Consider the following 19,671-nt stretch of genomic DNA (forward strand, 5'->3'; position numbering starts at 1 on the left):
CTTTTTTATTTGGTGGATTCGCGCTCTATTAATTCAGTTTCCAAAACCACGGTTTGATAGCTCTCCTCCTCGGTTTCACCTTCCAATTTATCTATCAAAAGTTCAGCAGCCTTCTCTCCTATCTGCAAGGCATGTTGGCTTACCGTAGTCAAACCTGGTGTAGCGTGTTTGGACAGAACTCCATCGGTAAACCCTATCACCTGTAAGTCTTCTGGAATATTCTTATTCAAGCGTCTTGCCACTTTCATTGCTGTAAGTGCATAAAGCTCATTCACCGCAAAAATGCCATCCAATTCTGGATTATCCTTGAAGAGATATTCTATCTCCCTTTCCAATTCCTCCAAATGATCTTCGGCATCCAATTCTTCTACAATTTTCAATATCAAACCAGATTCCGGCTCAAACTTATGTTCTTCCAGTGCTTCCAAATACCCCTGTGTTCGTAAGCGCCCAACACTAACATAGTCTTTAGTGGTAATAATGGCTATATGCCTGCAACCATTAGCTATCAATTTTTTTACGGCATTTTTAGACCCTTGAAAATCATCCACAATCACCTTATCGCAATTCACTTCATTCACCACCCTATCAAACATGACAATAGGCATTCCTTGTGCAATGGTTTCCTTAAAATGGTGATAATCCTGCTGCAGCAAAGTTTCTTTGGAAATGGAAAGAATGAATCCATCAATACTCCCATTGGCCAACATTTCCATATTGATAACTTCCTTATCAAAGGACTCGTTAGACAACCCTACAATAACATTGTAACCTCGCTTGTTGGCCACCTTTTCAATCCCCATAATGACCTTGGAAAAAAAGTGGTGCACAATCTCCGGAATGATAATCCCAATGGTCTTGGTTTTCCTGTTTTTTAAACTTAGGGCAATATTGTTTGGCTTATAGTTATAGAGTTTCGCAAACGCCTGAATTTTTTCACGCGTATCTTCACTAATTTCCTTACTGTTTCTAAGGGCTTTAGATACGGTTCCAATCGAAACATCCAACTCTTTCGCAATCTGTTTTAGCGTAACCTTTCTCTTCATAAATTTTTCTTTTCCGGCAATAAATATACTTCTAAATTGATAATCTGTTAAATTCTTGGTCCGATATTCATTTATTTCATATTTTGAGCTAAAGTTTTCAACACGAAAACGTTTGCGCAACCCCTATAAAATGGATATCATAAAAAGTGACATAAAATTTACCTAGTTTTATCATTGAGAAGTGAAAATATAACTAAATAAAGTTAACAAACTAATTCAAAAGAATTGTATGAAAACAACGCTAAATTACTTATTATTCCTGTGTTGCATGCTGCCTTCATTCCTATTTGCGCAGACCCAACTATCGGGAGTAGTAACGGAAGAATCTTCATCCTTGCCACTACCTGGAGTTAATGTCCTAATTAAGGGCACTACATCGGGAACGGCAACCGATTTTGATGGAAATTATCAATTGAATGTCAACAATGGAGACGTCATTGTATTTTCCTATGTAGGGTACATCACTCAAGAAATCACCTACACCGGGCAAAGCACCTTAAATGTTAGTATGGTTGAGGATGCTGCCAAATTGGATGAAGTTGTTATTATTGGTTATGGTGCTGTGAAAAAGGACGACCTTACAGGAACAGCAGATATGGTAACTTCTGAGGATTTCAACAAAGGTCCTATTGTATCTGCCCAACAATTAATTACCGGTAAGGTAGCCGGGGTATCCATTACTTCTGGTAGTGGGGCTCCTGGAGAAGGGCAAGATATCCGTATTAGAGGTACGGGGTCTCTATCCTTAAGCAGTAATCCATTAATAGTAATAGACGGTATTCCAATCAACAACGATGCTGTTGGAGGGGCAAGAAACCCATTGAACCTTGTCAACCCGAACGACATTGAAAGCATGGTGGTTTTAAAAGATGCTTCGGCAACAGCCATCTATGGTTCTCGAGGAGGTAACGGGGTTATCTTGATTACTACTAAAAAAGGAAAGGACAACGATTTTAAATTCAACTTAAATTCTTCTACTACACACCACACCTCTAGTGCCACTGTAGACGTTCTTTCTGCAGATCAATTTAGAGAGGTTGTCACAAACCATCCTCGTGCCAATGAAGCTACAATAGCATTACTTGGAAATGCCAACACCGATTGGCAGGATGAAATTTACAACAACGCCTTTGGTCAAGACCACAACTTTAGTGCCTTGGGAAGTGCTTGGGGAGTGCCAATGAGAGCTTCTGTAGGTTATTCAGATCATGATGGTATCCTTCGAAGAGATAACTTCAAAAGAACTACTGGAGCTTTAAGTTTGACTCCAAAGTTATTGGATGATCATTTAAAAATTGAATTGAACGCCAAAGGACAATATACTGAAAATTTCTTCGGAAATAGAGGTGCTATTGGATCGGCAAACGTTTATGATCCAACTCAACCAGTATATGATGCCAATTCTCAATACGGAGGCTACTTTGATTGGACAGATGCCAACGGCACGCACATCAGTCTTTCTCCAATCAACCCTGTGGCACAGTTAAACTTGGTAGACGATACTTCTGAAGTTAGACGTTTCTTAGGAAATGCCAAAGTAGACTACAATTTCCATTTTTTAGAAGACCTTACTGCTACGGTTAACGTAGGTTTGGACAAATCCAACAGTAACGGAAGAACAGTTACCTCTGAAGACTATCCTTCTACAGACCCAGATTGGATTGGATCTAGAAATGAATATTCCCAAGAAAGAACAGACAAATTATTGGATGCTTATCTAACCTACAACACATCTTTTAACGAAGACACCCACAACTTAAATGCGGTTGCTGGTTACTCTTACCAGTCGTTTGAGTATGATGGTTATAGCTACAGCAGTATTGACGAGCAAAATGCTATCGAAAATCCAGATGCTGATATCCAATTTGAATATATAGACAGAAGTAAAAGTGTCTTATTATCTTACTTCGGAAGAGTGAACTATGACTATAAAGGACGTTATTTATTAACTGCAACCTTTAGAGCGGATGCCTCTTCAAAACTTAACTCCAATGACCGTTGGGGGTACTTCCCATCTGCAGCCTTAGCTTGGAACATCAAAAAAGAGGAGTTTATGGAAGACAGTGGGGTTACAGAATTAAAACTTAGAGTTGGTTACGGTACCGTAGGTAACGTAAACGGATTGGGAGATTACTTGTTCCTTACCCGGTATACAGGAAGTAACTCTTTTGCAACCTATCTTTTTGGAAGCACTTACTATCCAACCTACAGACCAGATGCCATTAATAAAGACCTTAAATGGGAGGTTAGTGAAACCTTCAACGTAGGTTTAGACTATGGTTTTGCTGAAAACAGAATTAAAGGGTCTGTAAACGCTTATATGAGAAAAAGTAATGATTTGATTGCAACTTCTACCGTAGACCCTTTTACCAACTTCTCTAACAGAATTGCCGCCAACATTGGTGATATGGAGAATAAAGGGGTAGAATTTGACGTAACCGTTATCCCAGTGAGAACTGAAGATTTTGAATGGTCAGTTAACTACAACGTTTCTTTCAACGACAATGAAGTAACTCGTATGCCAGACCAACAGTATGTAGGTGGTATCTCTGGAGGTGTTGGAAACAACATCCAAACACACGTAGAAGGTGAGGCACCTTACAGCTTCTTGGTATTCCAACAAATTTACGACGAAGACGGTAAGCCAATTGAAGGTGCTTTTGTAGACCGTAACGGAGATAATGTAATCAATGACGCCGATAAGTTTATCTACAAAGATCCTTATGCCGATGTTTTGATGGGATTGAACACCAATGTATACTACAAAAATTGGGATCTCTCTGTACAAACAAGAGCTAGCCTTGGTAACTATGCTTACAACAACGTAGCTTCAGGAAACGCTTACTTAAACAACGTGGTTCCTTCAAGTAACAATTATTTGAGCAATATTCACTCAGAATATCTGAGTTCAGGATTCAGCCAAATTACAGACAACACCTTGTTGAGCAACTACTTTATTCAGGACGCGTCATTCTTTAGAATAGACAATATCACTCTAGGACACACTTTAAACCATGCTATTAAAGACACTACTATCAGACTTTACGGTTCTGTTCAAAACGTAGCGGTGTTTACAAATTACGATGGTTTGGATCCTGAAATCAATGGTGGTATCGACAACAGTTTTTACCCTAGACCAAGATCCTTTGTGTTTGGTGTTAATATTGACTTTTAAAAATTGTAACTATGAAAAATATCTTTAATAAAATATCATACGCTTTTATAGCCTTGGCAATGGTAAGCTGTCATAGCGATTTGGACCAATCTCCAATCGACCCAGATAGTTTTACCGAAGAAGACGTATATGCCAATGCCGATGAAGCTAAAAGCGCCCTTGCAAAACTGTATGCCGGTTTTGCTGTTACTGGGCAGCAAGGTCCTGCTGGAAATCCAGATTTAGATCCTAACGACATCGACGAAGGGTTTTCGCAATTCACTAGAACATTGTTCTACCTAAACGAATTGACTACAGACCACGCCGTATTAGGTTGGGGTGATGCTGGTGTTGCAGACATGCACGGAATGTACTGGACAGGCAGTAATGACTTTACAAACGCTATGTACAACCGTTTGGGACAGGAAGTATCTTTCTGTAACTCATTTATTGAAAATGCAGGACAACTAACCGATGAGGAAGTACAAACCTTCATTGCTGAAGCGCGTTTCCTTAGAGCTTATGCATACTACAACTTAATGGATTTATACGGGAATGTACCAATTCAAGTTACCGTAGCAACCACCTTACCTTCACAAAACACTCGTGAAGAAGTCTTCAATTTTGTAGAAGCTGAACTTTTGGAAGTGAAAGACTTGTTACCTGCCAGTGGTGCCAATGAATACGGTCGAGTAGACCGCGTAGCTGCTTGGGCACTATTAAGTAGATTATACCTTAATGCAGAAGTATATGTAGGTCAGAACCGTTATAACGACTGTATCACTTATTGTAATGAAGTCATGAACTCTTCGTACTCTCTTAACATGAGTGACGGTAACGGCAACGGAACTGCTTATGATGAATTGTTCTTGGCAGATAACGATAGCAACGGAGCCCAAAACGAATTCATCTTCGCTTTGAATTTTGATGGCGTACAAACCCAAACTTATGGGGGAACTACTTTCTTGGTGCATGCACAAATTGGAGGTTCTATGGTGCCTGCCGATTATGGCGTAGACAGTGGTTGGGCCGGTTTAAGAACTACCAGTAGCTTGGTAAACCAGTTTGAAGATGGCGATATGAGAGCTATGTTCTATACCGATGGTCAATCTTTGGAAATTGAAGAAATTGCTCAGTTCAGTAATGGCTATGCCGTGACCAAATTCAAAAATATCGACACCAATGGTAACCCTGGAGTTGGTTCTGGTCAAGATTTAAGAACAGACAATGATTTGCCATTGATTCGTTTGGCAGAAATCTACCTTACCTATGCCGAAGCTACCTTAAGAGGTGGTAATGGTGATATGAGTACTGCGGTTCAAAAAATCAACGAAATAAGAAGCAGAGCCTTTGGTGGAAATACAGGAAACATTACTTCCAGCAACCTTACTTTGGACTTTGTTTTGAATGAAAGATCTAGAGAATTGTATTGGGAGTTGTTAAGACGTACCGATTTGATTCGTTACAACCAGTTTACTACAGGTAGTTATTTATGGCCTTGGAAAGGGGATCAACCTAACGGAATTTCTGTGGATTCTTACAGAAACCTATTCCCTATTCCTAACAATAACTTAGCTACTAATCCTAACCTTACTCAAAACCCAGGATACTAAAAACAGATGAAAATGAAACAGCTTATAAATTATTGTTTAATCGTGGCCACCATGTTTTTCGTTGCCTGTAGCAGTGATGACGGCCACGGTGATTTCCAAATTACCGAAGGATCGTTTGGAGACATTTTAACGCCCAACGACGGGCAATCCTATACCTTAAATCCTTTTGAAAATCAAACAAACACTGCCATTACGATTACTTGGGAAAGTGCCGATTACGGTGTACCAACCCAAATAAGCTATATCGTAGAAGCGGCTCAAAGTGGTACCGATTTTGAAGAACCCGTTGTCATAGGAACTACCAGTTCCAATGTATTGTCTTTGGACATTGCAACCTTCAACGGATATGCGGTGGGAGCAGGACTGCTTCCTTTTACCGAAGGGACTTTGGACATTAGAGTGAAATCAACCATTGGAAACCAAAGTGATATGCCACTTTATTCCAATGCCATTACGGTATCCGTGACGCCTTTTACTACGGCATTGCCTAAATTGGCTGTTCCTGGAAATCACCAAGGATGGGATCCCCCAACAGCACCGCTTTTGGCTTCGTCTGCGTTTGGAGAAACCGATTACGAAGGGTATGTTTGGTTAGATGGTGGTTACAAATTCTTGGCTCCTGATGCGGCTGGTGCCTTCCAATGGGGTAACACCGACTGGGGTGATGACGGTAGCTTTACAGGAATTCTAGTAGCAGATGACGAAACCGATTGTACAGCTACAGCTGGGTATTACTTTGTACAGGCCGATACTGGAGAGCTTACTTATGCAACCACCGCCGTAAGTTGGGGTATCATTGGTGAAGCCACACCTACAGGATGGGATTCAGATACTGATATGGTATATAATAGTTCTACCAGAACTTTGGAAATAGATATTGACCTTGAACCTGGTCCATTTAAGTTTAGAGCAAACAATGCATGGTCTATTGAATTAGGATCCTTTAACGATGATGGCTTCCTTCAAGCTGGAGGAGACCTAACCTTTGATGGTACTGCTGGAAACTACCACGTAGTTTTAGACCTGTCCAACCCAAGGGAATACACATATTCTCTAACTCAAAACTAATTTAAGATGAAACATTTATTAAAAATATTTTCTGCCTTTGCACTACTGCTTGTAGCTGTAAATTGCAACAATTCCGATGACTTTACATTCATCGATCCAGCCGAAAGTTTCAAGATTGTTTCTCCAAATGAAAATGCAGCCTTGTTATTGGATGGTGCCAACACCCAAAATGTGGCACTTACCCTAGTATGGCAGGACAACATTTCAGGAGCCGACAATTACACTGTTGAAATGGCTGCCGATGAAGAATTTACAGCACCTATTGTCTTAGGAACTTCTACCTCCACCTCATTCTCAATGACAGTGGGAGAACTTAACGCTGTGTTATTGAACAACAACATTCAAGCTTTTGAAGAGTCTGATGTGTTTTTCAGAATCTTAGGAGGAAGTGACATTTCAGAAGTGCTTAAAATAAAGGTAAGTTCTTACCCTGAAAACAATCCTGTAATTACGAGTCCTGACAGTTCTTTTGAAATCGTACTTACAGACATTTCCGAAGATGAGCTTGCAACGACCATTGAATGGAATGATCCTGATTTTTCAGAGAATCCTACGGCTACCATCAACTACTATGTTGAAGGCGCCATTTCAGGAACTGATTTTGCAACTGTTGAAAACTTAGGGACTACAGAGGACACTATGTTGGAAATGACCCATGGAGAATTGAACGACGTAGCCCTTAACTTGGGAATTGAACCTGAAACAACAGGATCAATCGATATTAGAATCCGTTCGGTAATTGAGACTGCTGCTGGCGATTTAGAACGTAATTCAAATGTTATTACTATTACCGTTACAACTTATGAAACTGCACTTCTACCTGTAATCTACGGTGTTGGTGCTGGGATTACAACCGCTGGTTGGGGATGGGATTCTCCTGCAGAATTTCTTCTTCAAGGAAGTGTATACTCTGGAAACGTCATGTTATCTCCTGATAATGGCGGTAATTTTAGATTCTTTGGACAACAAGATTGGGGCCCAATTAGCTTCAACTATCCTTGGTATGAGTCAAGAGGGTTTACCATTGACGAAAACTTGGTAAATGCCAATGACGGTGATAGCAATTTCCAATTTGTAGGAACTGAAGGAGAGTATTTCCTTGAGATTGACATGGAAAACAAGACCATTACTTTAGGCCCTCCAGTAGTTGGTCCTAACTGTGAGTTCGACCAATTGTGGTTGGTAGGTGCTGGTGTTCCAGACGCAGGTTGGGGATGGGATACACCAGTTGCATTACCATGTACTGGAAACGGCGTGTATTCTGGAAATGTAAACTTCAGCAATGATGCCTTTAGATTCTTTACTGTAGAAGGAGATTGGGGATCTGGATTGAACTATCCATATTACGAAGGTGCAGGTTACACCATCGACAGCAACTTTACGAATGCTAATGATGGCGACAGCAACTTCAGTTTTACAGGAACTCCTGGAGAGTATTACTTAAGTGTAGATACCATTAATAAAACCATTACTTTGGGTGATGCGCAAATTGAATGCGAATATGAAACCCTTTGGATTGTTGGTGCAGGAGTGCCTGACGCAGGTTGGGGATGGGATACACCGGTAGCCTTCCCTTGTACGGGAGCCGGAGTATATTCTGCCGAAGTAACGTTTACAAACGATGCCTTCAGATTCTTCACGGTAAATGCCGATTGGGGGTCTGGATTGAATTATCCATATTATGAAGGAGAAGGTTACACCATCGATGCCAACTTTGCAAATGCCAATGATGGCGATAGTAATTTCAGTTTTGTAGGAACCCCTGGGACGTATACGCTCACCATGGACACCGTCAACAAAACCATAACCCTTCAATAAGAAGTTTTACAAATGGGCTATGAGAAATCATAGCCCATTTTAATATAAAATAGCTATGAAACACACATTACTCTCATTACTGTTTTTTTCATTGTATGTCTTCTCATATGGGCAAACACAAAGCGACGTAAGCTTTGACATTAGTCCATCGCCATTTGAGGAAACCGATGAAATTACGATAACTGTCTCCAATTTGGATGCCGACATATGGGGCAGTACCGATGGAGCAGACTTATACCTTTGGACCTGGTATTTCGACACCAATGGCAATCAAGCAGGAGATTCCCCTACCAATGGCGATTGGGGCAACTCCAACGAAGCTCAAAAATTCACCAACAATGGTAATGGCACCTACTCCTTCACTATGACACCAACCGAACTGTATCAAGATACCGGCATTGGTCAAATAGGAATGTTGGTTAAAAGCGACGATGGTAGCCAACAATCTCAAGATGAATTATACTATGTAGGCGCTGTAACGGTAGTTTTTAACAGTCCAAATTACGATCCTGTGATTGTGGAATCTGGAGGCAACCTATCCATTAGTGCCTATATGCAATCAGCTGGAACTACCCAAGTAGGCGCATTTGAAGTCCTTTATAACAATGTCTCTGTAGCTACAGGGCAAGGATTTCCAACCTATAGCACGACTTTGACCAATGTAACAGAATCTGGAACGGTAACAGTTATTGGAACACCTTCAGGCTCCACAGAATCCGGAGAATCCTCCTTTGAAATCATTATCGCCAGCTCGGTAGTGGAAGCGCTTCCAGAAGGCATGGAAAACGGCATCAATTACGATTCCGAAGATGCCACCAAAGCAACTTTAGTTTTAGATGCTCCAAACAAAGATTTTGTATATGTTGCAGGAAGCTTTAACGATTGGAATCCCTATTCAAGCACCTATTTAATGAAGAAGGACGCATCCTCTTCCAAATTTTGGATAGAACTGAACGGTCTAACTTCTGGTGAGACTTATACCTATCAATACTGGACCTACACCAATTCGCCGGCAACCAATTCGCCAAGTGAAGTAAAAACAGCCGATCCATTTTCAACCTTGGTATTATCACCTTGGGATGATCCGTATATTCCAGAAGACACCTACCCTAACCTTCCTGACTACCCTGCTGGGCAAAGTTATGAAGTAACGGTATTGCAAACGGCCCAACCAGTATACGATTGGCAGGTGACCAACTTCACAAAACCTAAAAAAGAAGACTTGGTAATTTATGAAGTCTTGATTCGTGATTTTGACAGCGACAGGAACTTTCAAGACATTATTGACAAGATTGACTATTTCAAGGATTTAAATGTAAATGCTATCCAGCTGATGCCTGTGATGGAATTTGAAGGCAACGAAAGCTGGGGCTATAATACATCTTTCCATATGGCCTTGGATAAGTTTTATGGAACCGAAGCTAAATTGAAAGAACTTATCGATATCTGCCACCAAAATGGCATTGCTGTAATCTTGGACATCGCATTAAACCATGCCTTTGGAAGAAACCCAATGGTGCGTATGTGGTCAGACAATTCAGGAAATATCAACGCCGACAACCCTTATTTCAACCAAACACCTGCACATTCGTATAATGTGGGATCCGATTTTAACCATCAAGAGGAACGCACTCAGTATTACTCAGAACGTGTTGTAGAACATTGGATTGAAGAATTTAAAATTGACGGTATTAGATGGGACCTTACCAAAGGATTCACTCAAAATTGCGCCAACAACGAAGGCTGTACTAATGATTATAATGCCGATCGTGTTGCCATACTTAAAGAGTATGCCGACTTCAGTTGGGATTTGGACGCCAATCACTTTGTCATCTTTGAACATTTGGGAACCGATTGGGATGCCAACAATGATGGTCAGACCTCATTGGATGAAGAAATAGAATGGGCCAACTACCGCATCGGTGAAGGAAAGGGGATCATGTTGTGGGGGAACTTGAATCACCAATACAACGAATTGACCATGGGCTACACTGCCAACATTACCTCTATGGGACATACTTCCAGAGGCTTTGACCAACCTAGATTGGTAGGCTATGCCGAAAGCCACGATGAAGAGCGTTTGATGTTTAAAAACATTCAATATGGAAACTCCAATGGCAGTTATGATGTTACTGAACTTAACACAGCCCTAGAGCGTATGTCCGCACTTGGCGCCGTAAGTTTAACCATTCCTGGACCTAAAATGATTTGGCATTTTGGAGAATTGGGCATGGAAAACTCAATCTATACATGTAATGATGGTACTGTAAATTTACCGGATAATGACAGTGATGGCACCGGGGATTGCAAACTGGACACCAAACCTCAGCCACAATGGACCAACAATTGGCTTGGCGATGCTAACCGAAGCCAAATTTATGAGGACTGGGCACGTATCAATGCTTTGAAAATTCAAGAAGATGTTTTTGAAGGCAACTACACCATTGAGTCCGGAAACTTGACTCCTAAAATTTACATTTGGGATGATACACTTCCATCAACTGAACTGAAGAACGTGGTCATCTTAGCCAATTTTGATGTGGTGGCACAAAACATGGTGCCTAACTTCCCATATACAGGAACTTGGTATGATTTAATGGATAATACAGGTAGCACAACCATGGAAGTAAGCACTACAACAGCCACGATTAATATGGCGCCTGGAACCTTTAAAATCTATGGAAACTTGGCCGCAACCTTGAGTATTGAAGATCATGTTTTATCTCAAGGAATTAAGGTATACCCTAACCCAACCAACAACAGTTTCCAAATTAATAAAGCCACAACCCAAGTTGCGATTTATGATATCACAGGAAAATTGGTAAAATCATTTTCGGGCGACTTCCAAGAAGGCCATGGATTTGATATTTCAAACCTGATGCCAAGTATTTATATGGTAAAACTAAAAAATGAAGAAGGGCAAACAGCTACTTCTAAGTTGATAAAACTATAATTTTATTTGAGTTTTTTGTTTTTAAGTTTGAGTGAAAGCTTCTCCTTGCGGGAAGCTTTTTCTATTCTAAACGCACACTTACCATTCCAATACCATGGGGCTCCTGCAATTGGTTTTCTAGGATTCCAGGACCAATAGAAAACTGAAGGCTCTCTACGTTGTTGATATCGAATTCAGTAGTGATTTTATGCTCCAAATAGTACGGCAAAAAGCTAGGATACGACCTTGGAAGCGTAACCGTTTTTACTGGTTTTAACTCTGAAAGCGACAAAGTATAGTCTCCCATTTCGGGCTCCAAAGTCAACATACCTCCATAACTAGAGCCATCTTCCATTACAAAGGCAATTTGCAAAGGCAACGGTTTATCTGTCAACGATCGCCCTTTAAAAACCAAAGTGGCTTTATCCTTCAAACCGGATTGTCTCCCATCAATTTTATCGCTGATAAAGTGTTTAAAACTGTAATCGTAAATAGGTGTTGCATTCCTGTTTTCAGAATCTTCAACAAACAATTGCTCCAAGTTCATTTGGCATTCCGATTGCCCATATTCTTCTGCTGGCACCAATTTAAAACCCTCGCGCCAAGGGCGAACCAAATCATTGGTATCCTCTTCCGCATCAAACAAATAAATAGGATTGCTTTCAGGCACTACTTTAACCACATAATCTTCGGTATCATAAAAATCCCAATCCGAAAATTTGCCTTCCATGTCGGCGGGATAGGACCTAAAAGTATCATCACTTTTCACCACAATATTGTAATGGACAAAACCTGTCTGCAGATATTCTGAAGGTAAGGTGGCTGAATAAATATACCCTTGAGTGTTTTTAAAATCTACCTGAAAACGCCCTTTTGAAGAATATCCTTGCAGTTGAATGCTTTCTGGCTTGTTTGGTGCTACATACTGCACTTGCAATGGCAATGGGGTATTTTCAGTCACTTCTCCTAATGATTCATGTATCAACCAAGGTTTATCAACCGTGGTTTTTGGGGCGTAAAAATCGTTGAGTTTATTGGTTTTAAAAGCATCATTAGCTGACCAAGTTTTTTTGCCTCCTTTTTTACTGAGGATATAAGTTCCCGGTTGAATTGAAAATACTTTACCGCTTACCTGAGACTGAAAACCATTCCCTTCATTAATAGCTTCAATCGAAAATCCTTCTCCTAAATCCTTTAAATCAATAGACATTGTATGGGTTTCCCATTTGATAATTGCCACAGTCTTCTTCGGACTGTTTTTCCCAAAAGGATTATCGACCCAAATAGCATCCGATTGTACTTCCAAACGCCAAACACCTTTGGAAATCTTATCCAAAAAATAAGCCCCCTGCCCATCATAAGCCACTACAGGTGAACTGCCATAACCGGCAATCTCCTCTAGCTTTTTTAAATTCTTAGGGTTTGATGATGTTGTATTCGTGTAAAAAAACTTCCCTTCGGAATTATACTCGGCCAAATCTGTTTTGTAATCTAACTTGAAATTGCCAAACGAGGTATTTTCTGGGTACTTTCCAAATTCGGCGTACAAAGGAATTTCATGAAACACTTCCGAGCAAATCTTTAAGGCCAAAGCCTTGGAAGGTGTATAATTCAAATTCATATAATGCGTATTATATTCGGTATTGGCATAAGCCAAATACGTCGGGTCGTACGCAAAATGGGTCCCTATTTGCATTCCGGCACTTCTAAAACTTCGTGCCATAGCAGGATATACATAGGACTTCCCAACATCCGCCGCATCGAATTCATAGACCAATTTAGCGCCGTGATGTTTTTTAATTACCTCATCAAATGGCATGTCATAATCATTCACATTAGGCAGTACATTCCCAGAAAGTTCCTTACCATAACCAAGCCCCGTAGGATACCACTGAAAGGTACCCCCCTGTGCTCCTCCTTCAAAATAGGCATCCATAAAATGTACGGCATGGCTCATATTATAGAAAATAGGTTTTTGCGTTCCTGTTTTCCGCATCGCTTCTACCATGCCCTTCACAAAGGCTGTCACCTCTGCAGCCGTACCTTGATGGTGCGGTTCATTACTCACTTCAAAAGCAATGATATTAGGCTCATCCTTATAAGCTACTCCCGTATAAGGATTCACATGATTTAAAAACTGAAAGAGGTAATTTTGCTGTGCTTTTATGGCTTCTGGATTGGTCAAGCAATCTGCTTTTCCGTATCTATGCGAAAACCCAGGAGTATCTCCATCAGGTTCTGGCCAACCATCTCCCCAAAACGCTATAGGCGTAATGACATAGTTAATGTTGTGAGACTTTAGTTGGTTCAACAAATAATCAAAAGTCTCTAAATATTCATTCTCCAAAAGATTCCCTTCAACATCGCTTATTTGTGTGTCCCAAACATGAATTCGGTACAAATCGAAACCTAAGCGGGTAAAATGGTAAATGTCACTATCGATGGCCTTTTTGGGATCAATTCCCATACGTTTGGCCGAACGATAAGCATGAGCAAAAGGCACTGTATAATTAACACCAAAACCAAACACTTCTTCCTTGGTGGATTCCCATCGCATCACCCCATTGCCATCAATAACCACATTGCTTTTTTGGGAGGTTTCCTGTGCCAAAGACCACTGAAACATACCCAAACACAATGCCATTACCAATGGAATAATTCCATTTACTTTCATATTACCAGTTTTAAAATTAGAGTCCTTCTGACAGGCCTCTCAATGTTTTAGCAGCACTTTCAGCTGTAATATCACGCTGTGGACTTGCAAACATTTCATAACCCACCATGAATTTCTTCACGGTTGCACTGCGCAACAACGGCGGATAAAAACTCATGTGCCAATGCCAATGCTCATTAGCTTCGCCATTGGTAGGCGCTTGGTGGATACCACTAGAATATGGGAAAGAGCAGTTGAACAACTTATCATAAACTTTGGTCAATACCGAAATGGCTTCGGCAAACAACAAGGTTTCTTCCTGAGCCATGTCACCAATACTCTTTTGAGGTGTTTTAGGCACAATCATTGCTTCATAAGGCCACACTGCCCAAAACGGAATCAATACAACGAAAGCTTTGTTTTCAAAAATGATACGCTCTTTAATTTCCAATTCTTGCTTTAAGTAATCTGAAAGCAAGGTCCTGTTATGCGCTTTGAAATATTCCAATTGGCGAACGTCCTTTTTCACCACTTCATTTGGCAAAGAAGACTGGCTCCAAATCTGTCCATGTGGATGTGGATTGCTACAACCCATAATGGCTCCTTTGTTCTCAAAAATCTGCACGTAGTTGATATTCGGTTCACTTCCTAAAGAGGCATATTCTGCTTGCCAAGTATGCACTACCTTTTCAATTCCTTCAACACTCATTTGCGCCAAACTTTTGGAGTGATCTGGACTGAAACAAATCACCTTACAAATACCCTGCTCACTTTGCGCCTGTAACAAACCTTCATTCACAGTGAATTCCTTAGAATCACTTTGCAAAGCAGAAAAATCGTTAGTAAAGACAAAAACGTCATTGTAAGACGGATTCACTTCACCATTGGCTCTTACATTTCCGGCACACAAATAGCAACTTTCGTCATAGCTTGGACGCACATCTGGAGTCGTTTCTTCCTGTTGCCCCTGCCAAGGTCTTTTAGCACGATGCGGAGATACCAAAACCCATTCCCCTGTTAGGATATTTAATCGTTTATGTGAATAATCATGTATATCTGAGTTCATCTTATTTTGATTTTAGTTTATTAAATGTGTTCCTTGAGACAGTTTTACAAAGTGTACACTGCAGTCAATCCCAAAGGTATTTTTATAGTTTTCGGTAACCGTTTTGGCGTAGTCTTCCAAAGCATCCTTTTTTACAATATTGATGGTACAGCCTCCAAAACCGCCTCCCATCATTCTAGCACCGGCCACACTTGGATGCGCTTTTGCCTGTTCTACCAAAAAGTCCAATTCGTCACAACTAATTTTGAATTGGTGCTGCATACCTTGGTGGGCTTCCAAAAGAAAGGCTCCCAACTGCTCCACATCGTTTTCTTCGATGGCTTTGGCAAATTTCATCACCCTGTCATTCTCTTGAACCACATACAATGCCTTTTGATAATCGGCTTCGGAAAGTTGCGATTTCACTTTCAACAAATCTTCTTCGGTAGCATCACGTAAAAAAGGAACTTCAAGTAGTTGCGCTACATGTTCGCACACTTGGCGTCTATCGTTATACTCATTTTCCACCAAATTGTGGCTCACGTTGGAATTGATAAGCATCAATTCATAATCCTTAAAATCTATAGGATAGGATGTTGCGGTTTGTGTTCTACAATCCAACAACAAGGCTTGATTTTCTTCTCCAAACATACTGGCAAACTGATCCATAATTCCACAGCGTACGCCTACATAGTTATGCTCTGCCTTTTGGGATACCAAAATCATTTCGTGCTTTGTAAGCCCCAGACCAAACAATTCATTCAATCCAAAAGCGATGCTGTTTTCCAAGGCTGCGGAAGAGGACAAACCTGCCCCATTAGGAACATCTCCCCCAAAAACAACATTGAAAGGAGGTACTTCGATGCCTTTCTTTTGCAACTCGCCAACAACACCCAAAATGTAATTTCTCCAGTTCCCTTTTGGAATAGCCTCAACCTCATCCAATGTAAACTCAAACTGCTCCTTTAAATCATAAGCTACTGCCGAGCAAGTTTCCGAATCACTTTTTCCAATGGCCGTGATAATGCCCTTATCAATGGCTGCCGGAAAAACAAATCCTTCATTATAGTCGGTGTGTTCTCCAATTAAATTTATCCTTCCCGGAGAACTTACCATTAAATAATTGTCTCCAAACTTTTCTTTAAAAGTATCCTGTATTGCCGTAATCAATTCTGTATTCATCTATCCAATCTTTTGTATAGTCCAACTTAAATTATATCGTTTTTGAGGTTGCAAAGTCTGTAAGCCCATCCCACTGTTAAAGCTATTGGCAGGCCCTGTTTGCGGTTCTATGGCCATGGCTTTTCTTCCGGGAGGCGTATATACCTGCAAATAATTTTCTTTTGAAGTGGTTGCAATTGCAATATGATAATCCGGTGTTTTAAAGCCAACGGTGGTATCTCCTAAAAGAAAGCAATCGTCAAACTGCTGCTCACCTATTTGTAATTCTGAAGGGAATTGTAATGCTTCCTTTTCCACAGGAATCATCAACGCATCCACTTTTAGCTTTCCCTTGCAATCCATTAAAAGGTGACTTTCCCCAAGATTACTGGATTCAAAGTAAGGATGCCATCCTAGAGTGAACGGAAAGGCCTGAGCCCCTATATTTTCAACATCAACAATCAATGTCAATTCGGAATTGCTTACTGCATATGTAAGCTCCACAGCATACAAAAACGGAAATCCTTCTTGTGGTTCAGTTTGCTCATACCTTAAAGTTGCCATAGCTTTTTCACTAGTAACTTCCTGATTTACTATATCAAATTCTTTATCATAAATCAAGCCATGGATGGCATTATTAGGATCTACCGCTCCCTTTTTCAATTGGTACGTTTCTCCTTCAAAAGTGTATTGCCCTTTGGCAATTCTATTAGCGAAAGGAAACAAAACGGACGATGCAAACGGCAAAGCGCCTTCGTTGGAAATAATCTTTGCGCCTTCCAATTCCAGCACATCCAAAGTTCCTCCCGTCCTTAAATTTATCAATGCCAACAAGGCTTTATCAGTATTTCTGATTTCCAAAACGCTAGCCCCATTCTCCTTTATATGGTTTATTACAAACATCTTACTACCCTTTATAATGAATTTCTTATGATTAACCTTCTGGTGTTTTCTATGTTCTCTTTTTCGTTTTTAACAATCATTTCCGCCAAACGTTTACCCATTTCCTTAAAATCGGTAGAAATGGTGGTGATACCGCCTTCCACAATTTCCTTAAGCAAGGTTTCATTATAGGAAATCACTCCAACATCTTTACCCACTTTCATTTGGAGTTCCTTGAGACTTTTAATAAGTACAATTAAATGTTGATCATCCAACACCAAATACACTTCTCCCCGTTCTATGATTTTCTTCTCAAAAGTTTGAATGACTTCACAGTCTATTTCAGCAATTTCGGCAAACTTCTGAAAGCCTTTCAACATGCCTTTCGGCTGTTTGGTTTCAGAATAAAGCAACGCCAACTTGTGATACTTTTGAAGCTGCTCTTTGATTTCCATCAAACTATCAAAAATGTCCTTTTCAAAATTCTGATGAATAGAAGGATAGCCATGTAATTCCTTCGGCAATTGATCCAAAATATAAACTTTGTCCTTTGGCAAAATATCAATTACATCCTCCGTTCCTTTCAAATTTGCAGGCATGATGACATAATAATGATAGCTGCCCAAACTATCTTGAATCAATTTTGAAAAGACCTCATAACTGAAATGGTGAAAGAAAATTTCCACCTGAATGCCTTCGTCAAGATTGTTCACAAAGGCATTGTACAAATCTTCCTTAAAAGCATTAAGCTCGTCAAACAGCAAAAACACTTTTTGGGACACGTTGATATTCTCACTCTTGATGTAATAGCCCTTCCCAGACACCGACTCTACAATACCTCTTCGCTTCAATTCATTGAAAGCCATCATCACCGTATCTCGAGAAAGATCAAACTTGTTTCGCACACTATTTATAGAGGGCAAACGGTCGCCTTTCTTCAAAAGACCAGCTGCCAAAGCATCTTCTACCGAAGACACAATTTGCTTGTACTTAGGAATTCCTATATGATCTTTAACCGATATCAAACTCATAGACCACAAAGATACAAAAACTGGTAGGTACTGGTATGGTGTTTTAAGACAAATTTTGTAATTTAGCAGAAATTCAATCACTCAATTACCAATACTACAATCACTTATCTTTAAAATTACGACAATGATAAAAAATGCCCTACACATACTCTTGACATTATCTATTGTTTTGGCAAGCTGTTCCTCAAGTGATTCCAACGATGACAATACAGACGACGGCATTATCACACCTCCAGAAAACGAGACTTTTTACTACGGTGCCGATTTATCCTATGTGAATGAAATGGAAGATTGCGGTGCGGTTTATAAAAATAGTGACGGTCAAACCCAAGACCCTTTCACGATTTTCAAAAATGCAGGAACCAATTTGGTTAGGGTTCGACTTTGGCATAATCCAACTTGGACCAATTATTCCAATTTAGAGGATGTTACAACCACTATACAACGCGCAAAATCACAGGGCATGGACGTTCTATTGGATTTCCATTATTCAGACACTTGGGCAGATCCCGAGAAACAGGAAATCCCAGCCGCTTGGTTGGACGAAATAGACAACACCACTGCTCTTGGAGAATTAGCTTATATCTACACCTACAATACACTTGAAACCTTATCCAATTTAAATTTACTCCCAGAAATTGTACAGATAGGCAATGAAATCAACCCTATGATTCTACAACATGGTGATTTGGTTTGGCCCATAGATTGGAATAGAAATTCCTATTTATTAAACAAAGGGATTGCAGCGGTAAGGGCAATTTCCGAAGCCAAGGAAAAAGAGATTGGCGTGATGCTCCACATAGCCCAACCAGAAAACGCCTTGTGGTGGTTTGAACAGGCTACACAAAATGGCGTTACCGATTTCGACTGGATTGGATTGTCATATTACCCTATTTGGTCTGAGTACACACTTAACAATGTATCAACTCCATTGAACACCCTCATCAACACTTATAACAAACGCTTGATGATTGTTGAAACCGCTTATCCATTTACTTTAACCAACGCCGATAGCGCCAACAATATTTTAGGAGAAGATGCCTTAATTTCAGGATATCCTGCCACGCCACAAGGACAATTGGATTATCTCAATCAATTAACAAGCATCATAGAAAATGCTGGTGGTGAAGGTCTCATTTATTGGGAACCAGCTTGGGTATCCACTAACTGTTCTACATTATGGGGACAAGGCTCTCATTGGGACAACGCCACACTTTTTGACCATGACAACAAAGCCACATTGGGCATGCAGTTTTACAATCATTAAC

12 protein-coding genes are annotated in these 19,671 nt (G+C 40.3%); 6 read left to right on the top strand and 6 right to left on the bottom strand.

Features of this window, described 5'->3' with window-relative positions; genetic code table 11:
• Positions 1–5: 5 nt before the first annotated feature.
• Positions 6–1,046 carry a LacI family DNA-binding transcriptional regulator gene (locus ZA06_RS04420; protein WP_053977062.1) on the bottom strand — a complete coding sequence of 347 codons (1,041 nt, stop codon included), beginning with the start codon at positions 1,044–1,046 and terminating at the stop codon, positions 6–8.
• A gap of 229 nt (positions 1,047–1,275) precedes the next feature.
• Between ZA06_RS04420 and ZA06_RS04425 the strand changes: the two genes are divergently transcribed.
• Genes ZA06_RS04425 through ZA06_RS04445 form a run of 5 tightly spaced genes read left to right on the top strand, consistent with a single transcriptional unit; the run spans position 1,276 to position 11,652 of the window.
• Positions 1,276–4,221 carry a SusC/RagA family TonB-linked outer membrane protein gene (locus ZA06_RS04425; protein WP_053976178.1) on the top strand — a complete coding sequence of 982 codons (2,946 nt, stop codon included), beginning with the start codon at positions 1,276–1,278 and terminating at the stop codon, positions 4,219–4,221.
• Between the two features lie 11 nt (positions 4,222–4,232).
• Positions 4,233–5,813, top strand: coding sequence for a RagB/SusD family nutrient uptake outer membrane protein (locus ZA06_RS04430; protein WP_053976179.1), 1,581 nt, complete (start codon positions 4,233–4,235; stop codon positions 5,811–5,813).
• Positions 5,814–5,825: 12 nt separating this feature from the next.
• Entirely contained in the window at positions 5,826–6,881 is a 1,056-nt protein-coding gene (locus ZA06_RS04435; protein ID WP_053977063.1) for a SusE domain-containing protein, read from the top strand.
• Positions 6,882–6,887: 6 nt separating this feature from the next.
• Positions 6,888–8,699, top strand: coding sequence for a SusE domain-containing protein (locus ZA06_RS04440; RefSeq protein ID WP_053976180.1), 1,812 nt, complete (start codon positions 6,888–6,890; stop codon positions 8,697–8,699).
• A 55-nt stretch (positions 8,700–8,754) separates the two neighbouring features.
• On the top strand, positions 8,755–11,652 hold the full coding sequence (locus ZA06_RS04445) for an alpha-amylase family glycosyl hydrolase (protein WP_053976181.1): 2,898 nt from the start codon (positions 8,755–8,757) through the stop codon (positions 11,650–11,652).
• Positions 11,653–11,713: 61 nt separating this feature from the next.
• Here ZA06_RS04445 and ZA06_RS04450 read toward each other — a convergent pair whose 3' ends face one another.
• Genes ZA06_RS04450 through ZA06_RS04470 form a run of 5 tightly spaced genes read right to left on the bottom strand, consistent with a single transcriptional unit; the run spans position 11,714 to position 18,403 of the window.
• On the bottom strand, positions 11,714–14,305 hold the full coding sequence (locus ZA06_RS04450) for a glycoside hydrolase 5 family protein (RefSeq protein WP_053976182.1): 2,592 nt from the start codon (positions 14,303–14,305) through the stop codon (positions 11,714–11,716).
• Between the two features lie 16 nt (positions 14,306–14,321).
• Complete coding sequence (locus ZA06_RS04455; RefSeq protein WP_053976183.1) at positions 14,322–15,350, bottom strand: UDP-glucose--hexose-1-phosphate uridylyltransferase; 1,029 nt, start codon at positions 15,348–15,350, stop codon at positions 14,322–14,324.
• Positions 15,351–15,362: 12 nt separating this feature from the next.
• The gene (gene galK / locus ZA06_RS17065; RefSeq protein ID WP_053976184.1) at positions 15,363–16,511 is read right to left on the bottom strand and encodes a galactokinase; all 1,149 of its coding nucleotides are present in this window, start codon (positions 16,509–16,511) and stop codon (positions 15,363–15,365) included.
• Positions 16,512–17,393 carry an aldose 1-epimerase gene (locus ZA06_RS17070; protein WP_053976185.1) on the bottom strand — a complete coding sequence of 294 codons (882 nt, stop codon included), beginning with the start codon at positions 17,391–17,393 and terminating at the stop codon, positions 16,512–16,514. It abuts the gene before it with no gap.
• Positions 17,394–17,404: 11 nt separating this feature from the next.
• Positions 17,405–18,403 (bottom strand): GntR family transcriptional regulator, encoded by a 999-nt coding sequence (locus ZA06_RS04470; protein ID WP_053976186.1) that lies wholly within the window; start codon positions 18,401–18,403, stop codon positions 17,405–17,407.
• A gap of 124 nt (positions 18,404–18,527) precedes the next feature.
• On the opposite strand from ZA06_RS04470, the gene ZA06_RS04475 reads away from it, so the two are divergent.
• The gene (locus ZA06_RS04475; RefSeq protein ID WP_053976187.1) at positions 18,528–19,670 is read left to right on the top strand and encodes a glycoside hydrolase family 53 protein; all 1,143 of its coding nucleotides are present in this window, start codon (positions 18,528–18,530) and stop codon (positions 19,668–19,670) included.
• Position 19,671: the final 1 nt, after the last annotated feature.

Source organism: Mangrovimonas xylaniphaga (assembly GCF_001280435.1).
Taxonomy (GTDB): Bacteria; Bacteroidota; Bacteroidia; order Flavobacteriales; family Flavobacteriaceae; genus Mangrovimonas_A; species Mangrovimonas_A xylaniphaga.

Coding starts and splice junctions, on each gene's coding strand:
- ZA06_RS04420 (WP_053977062.1), bottom strand. CDS start 1,046: ATGAAGAGAAAGGTTACGCTAAAACAGATTGCGAAAGAGTTGGATGTT.
- ZA06_RS04425 (WP_053976178.1), top strand. CDS start 1,276: ATGAAAACAACGCTAAATTACTTATTATTCCTGTGTTGCATGCTGCCT.
- ZA06_RS04430 (WP_053976179.1), top strand. CDS start 4,233: ATGAAAAATATCTTTAATAAAATATCATACGCTTTTATAGCCTTGGCA.
- ZA06_RS04435 (WP_053977063.1), top strand. CDS start 5,826: ATGAAACAGCTTATAAATTATTGTTTAATCGTGGCCACCATGTTTTTC.
- ZA06_RS04440 (WP_053976180.1), top strand. CDS start 6,888: ATGAAACATTTATTAAAAATATTTTCTGCCTTTGCACTACTGCTTGTA.
- ZA06_RS04445 (WP_053976181.1), top strand. CDS start 8,755: ATGAAACACACATTACTCTCATTACTGTTTTTTTCATTGTATGTCTTC.
- ZA06_RS04450 (WP_053976182.1), bottom strand. CDS start 14,305: ATGAAAGTAAATGGAATTATTCCATTGGTAATGGCATTGTGTTTGGGT.
- ZA06_RS04455 (WP_053976183.1), bottom strand. CDS start 15,350: ATGAACTCAGATATACATGATTATTCACATAAACGATTAAATATCCTA.
- galK (WP_053976184.1), bottom strand. CDS start 16,511: ATGAATACAGAATTGATTACGGCAATACAGGATACTTTTAAAGAAAAG.
- ZA06_RS17070 (WP_053976185.1), bottom strand. CDS start 17,393: ATGTTTGTAATAAACCATATAAAGGAGAATGGGGCTAGCGTTTTGGAA.
- ZA06_RS04470 (WP_053976186.1), bottom strand. CDS start 18,403: ATGAGTTTGATATCGGTTAAAGATCATATAGGAATTCCTAAGTACAAG.
- ZA06_RS04475 (WP_053976187.1), top strand. CDS start 18,528: ATGATAAAAAATGCCCTACACATACTCTTGACATTATCTATTGTTTTG.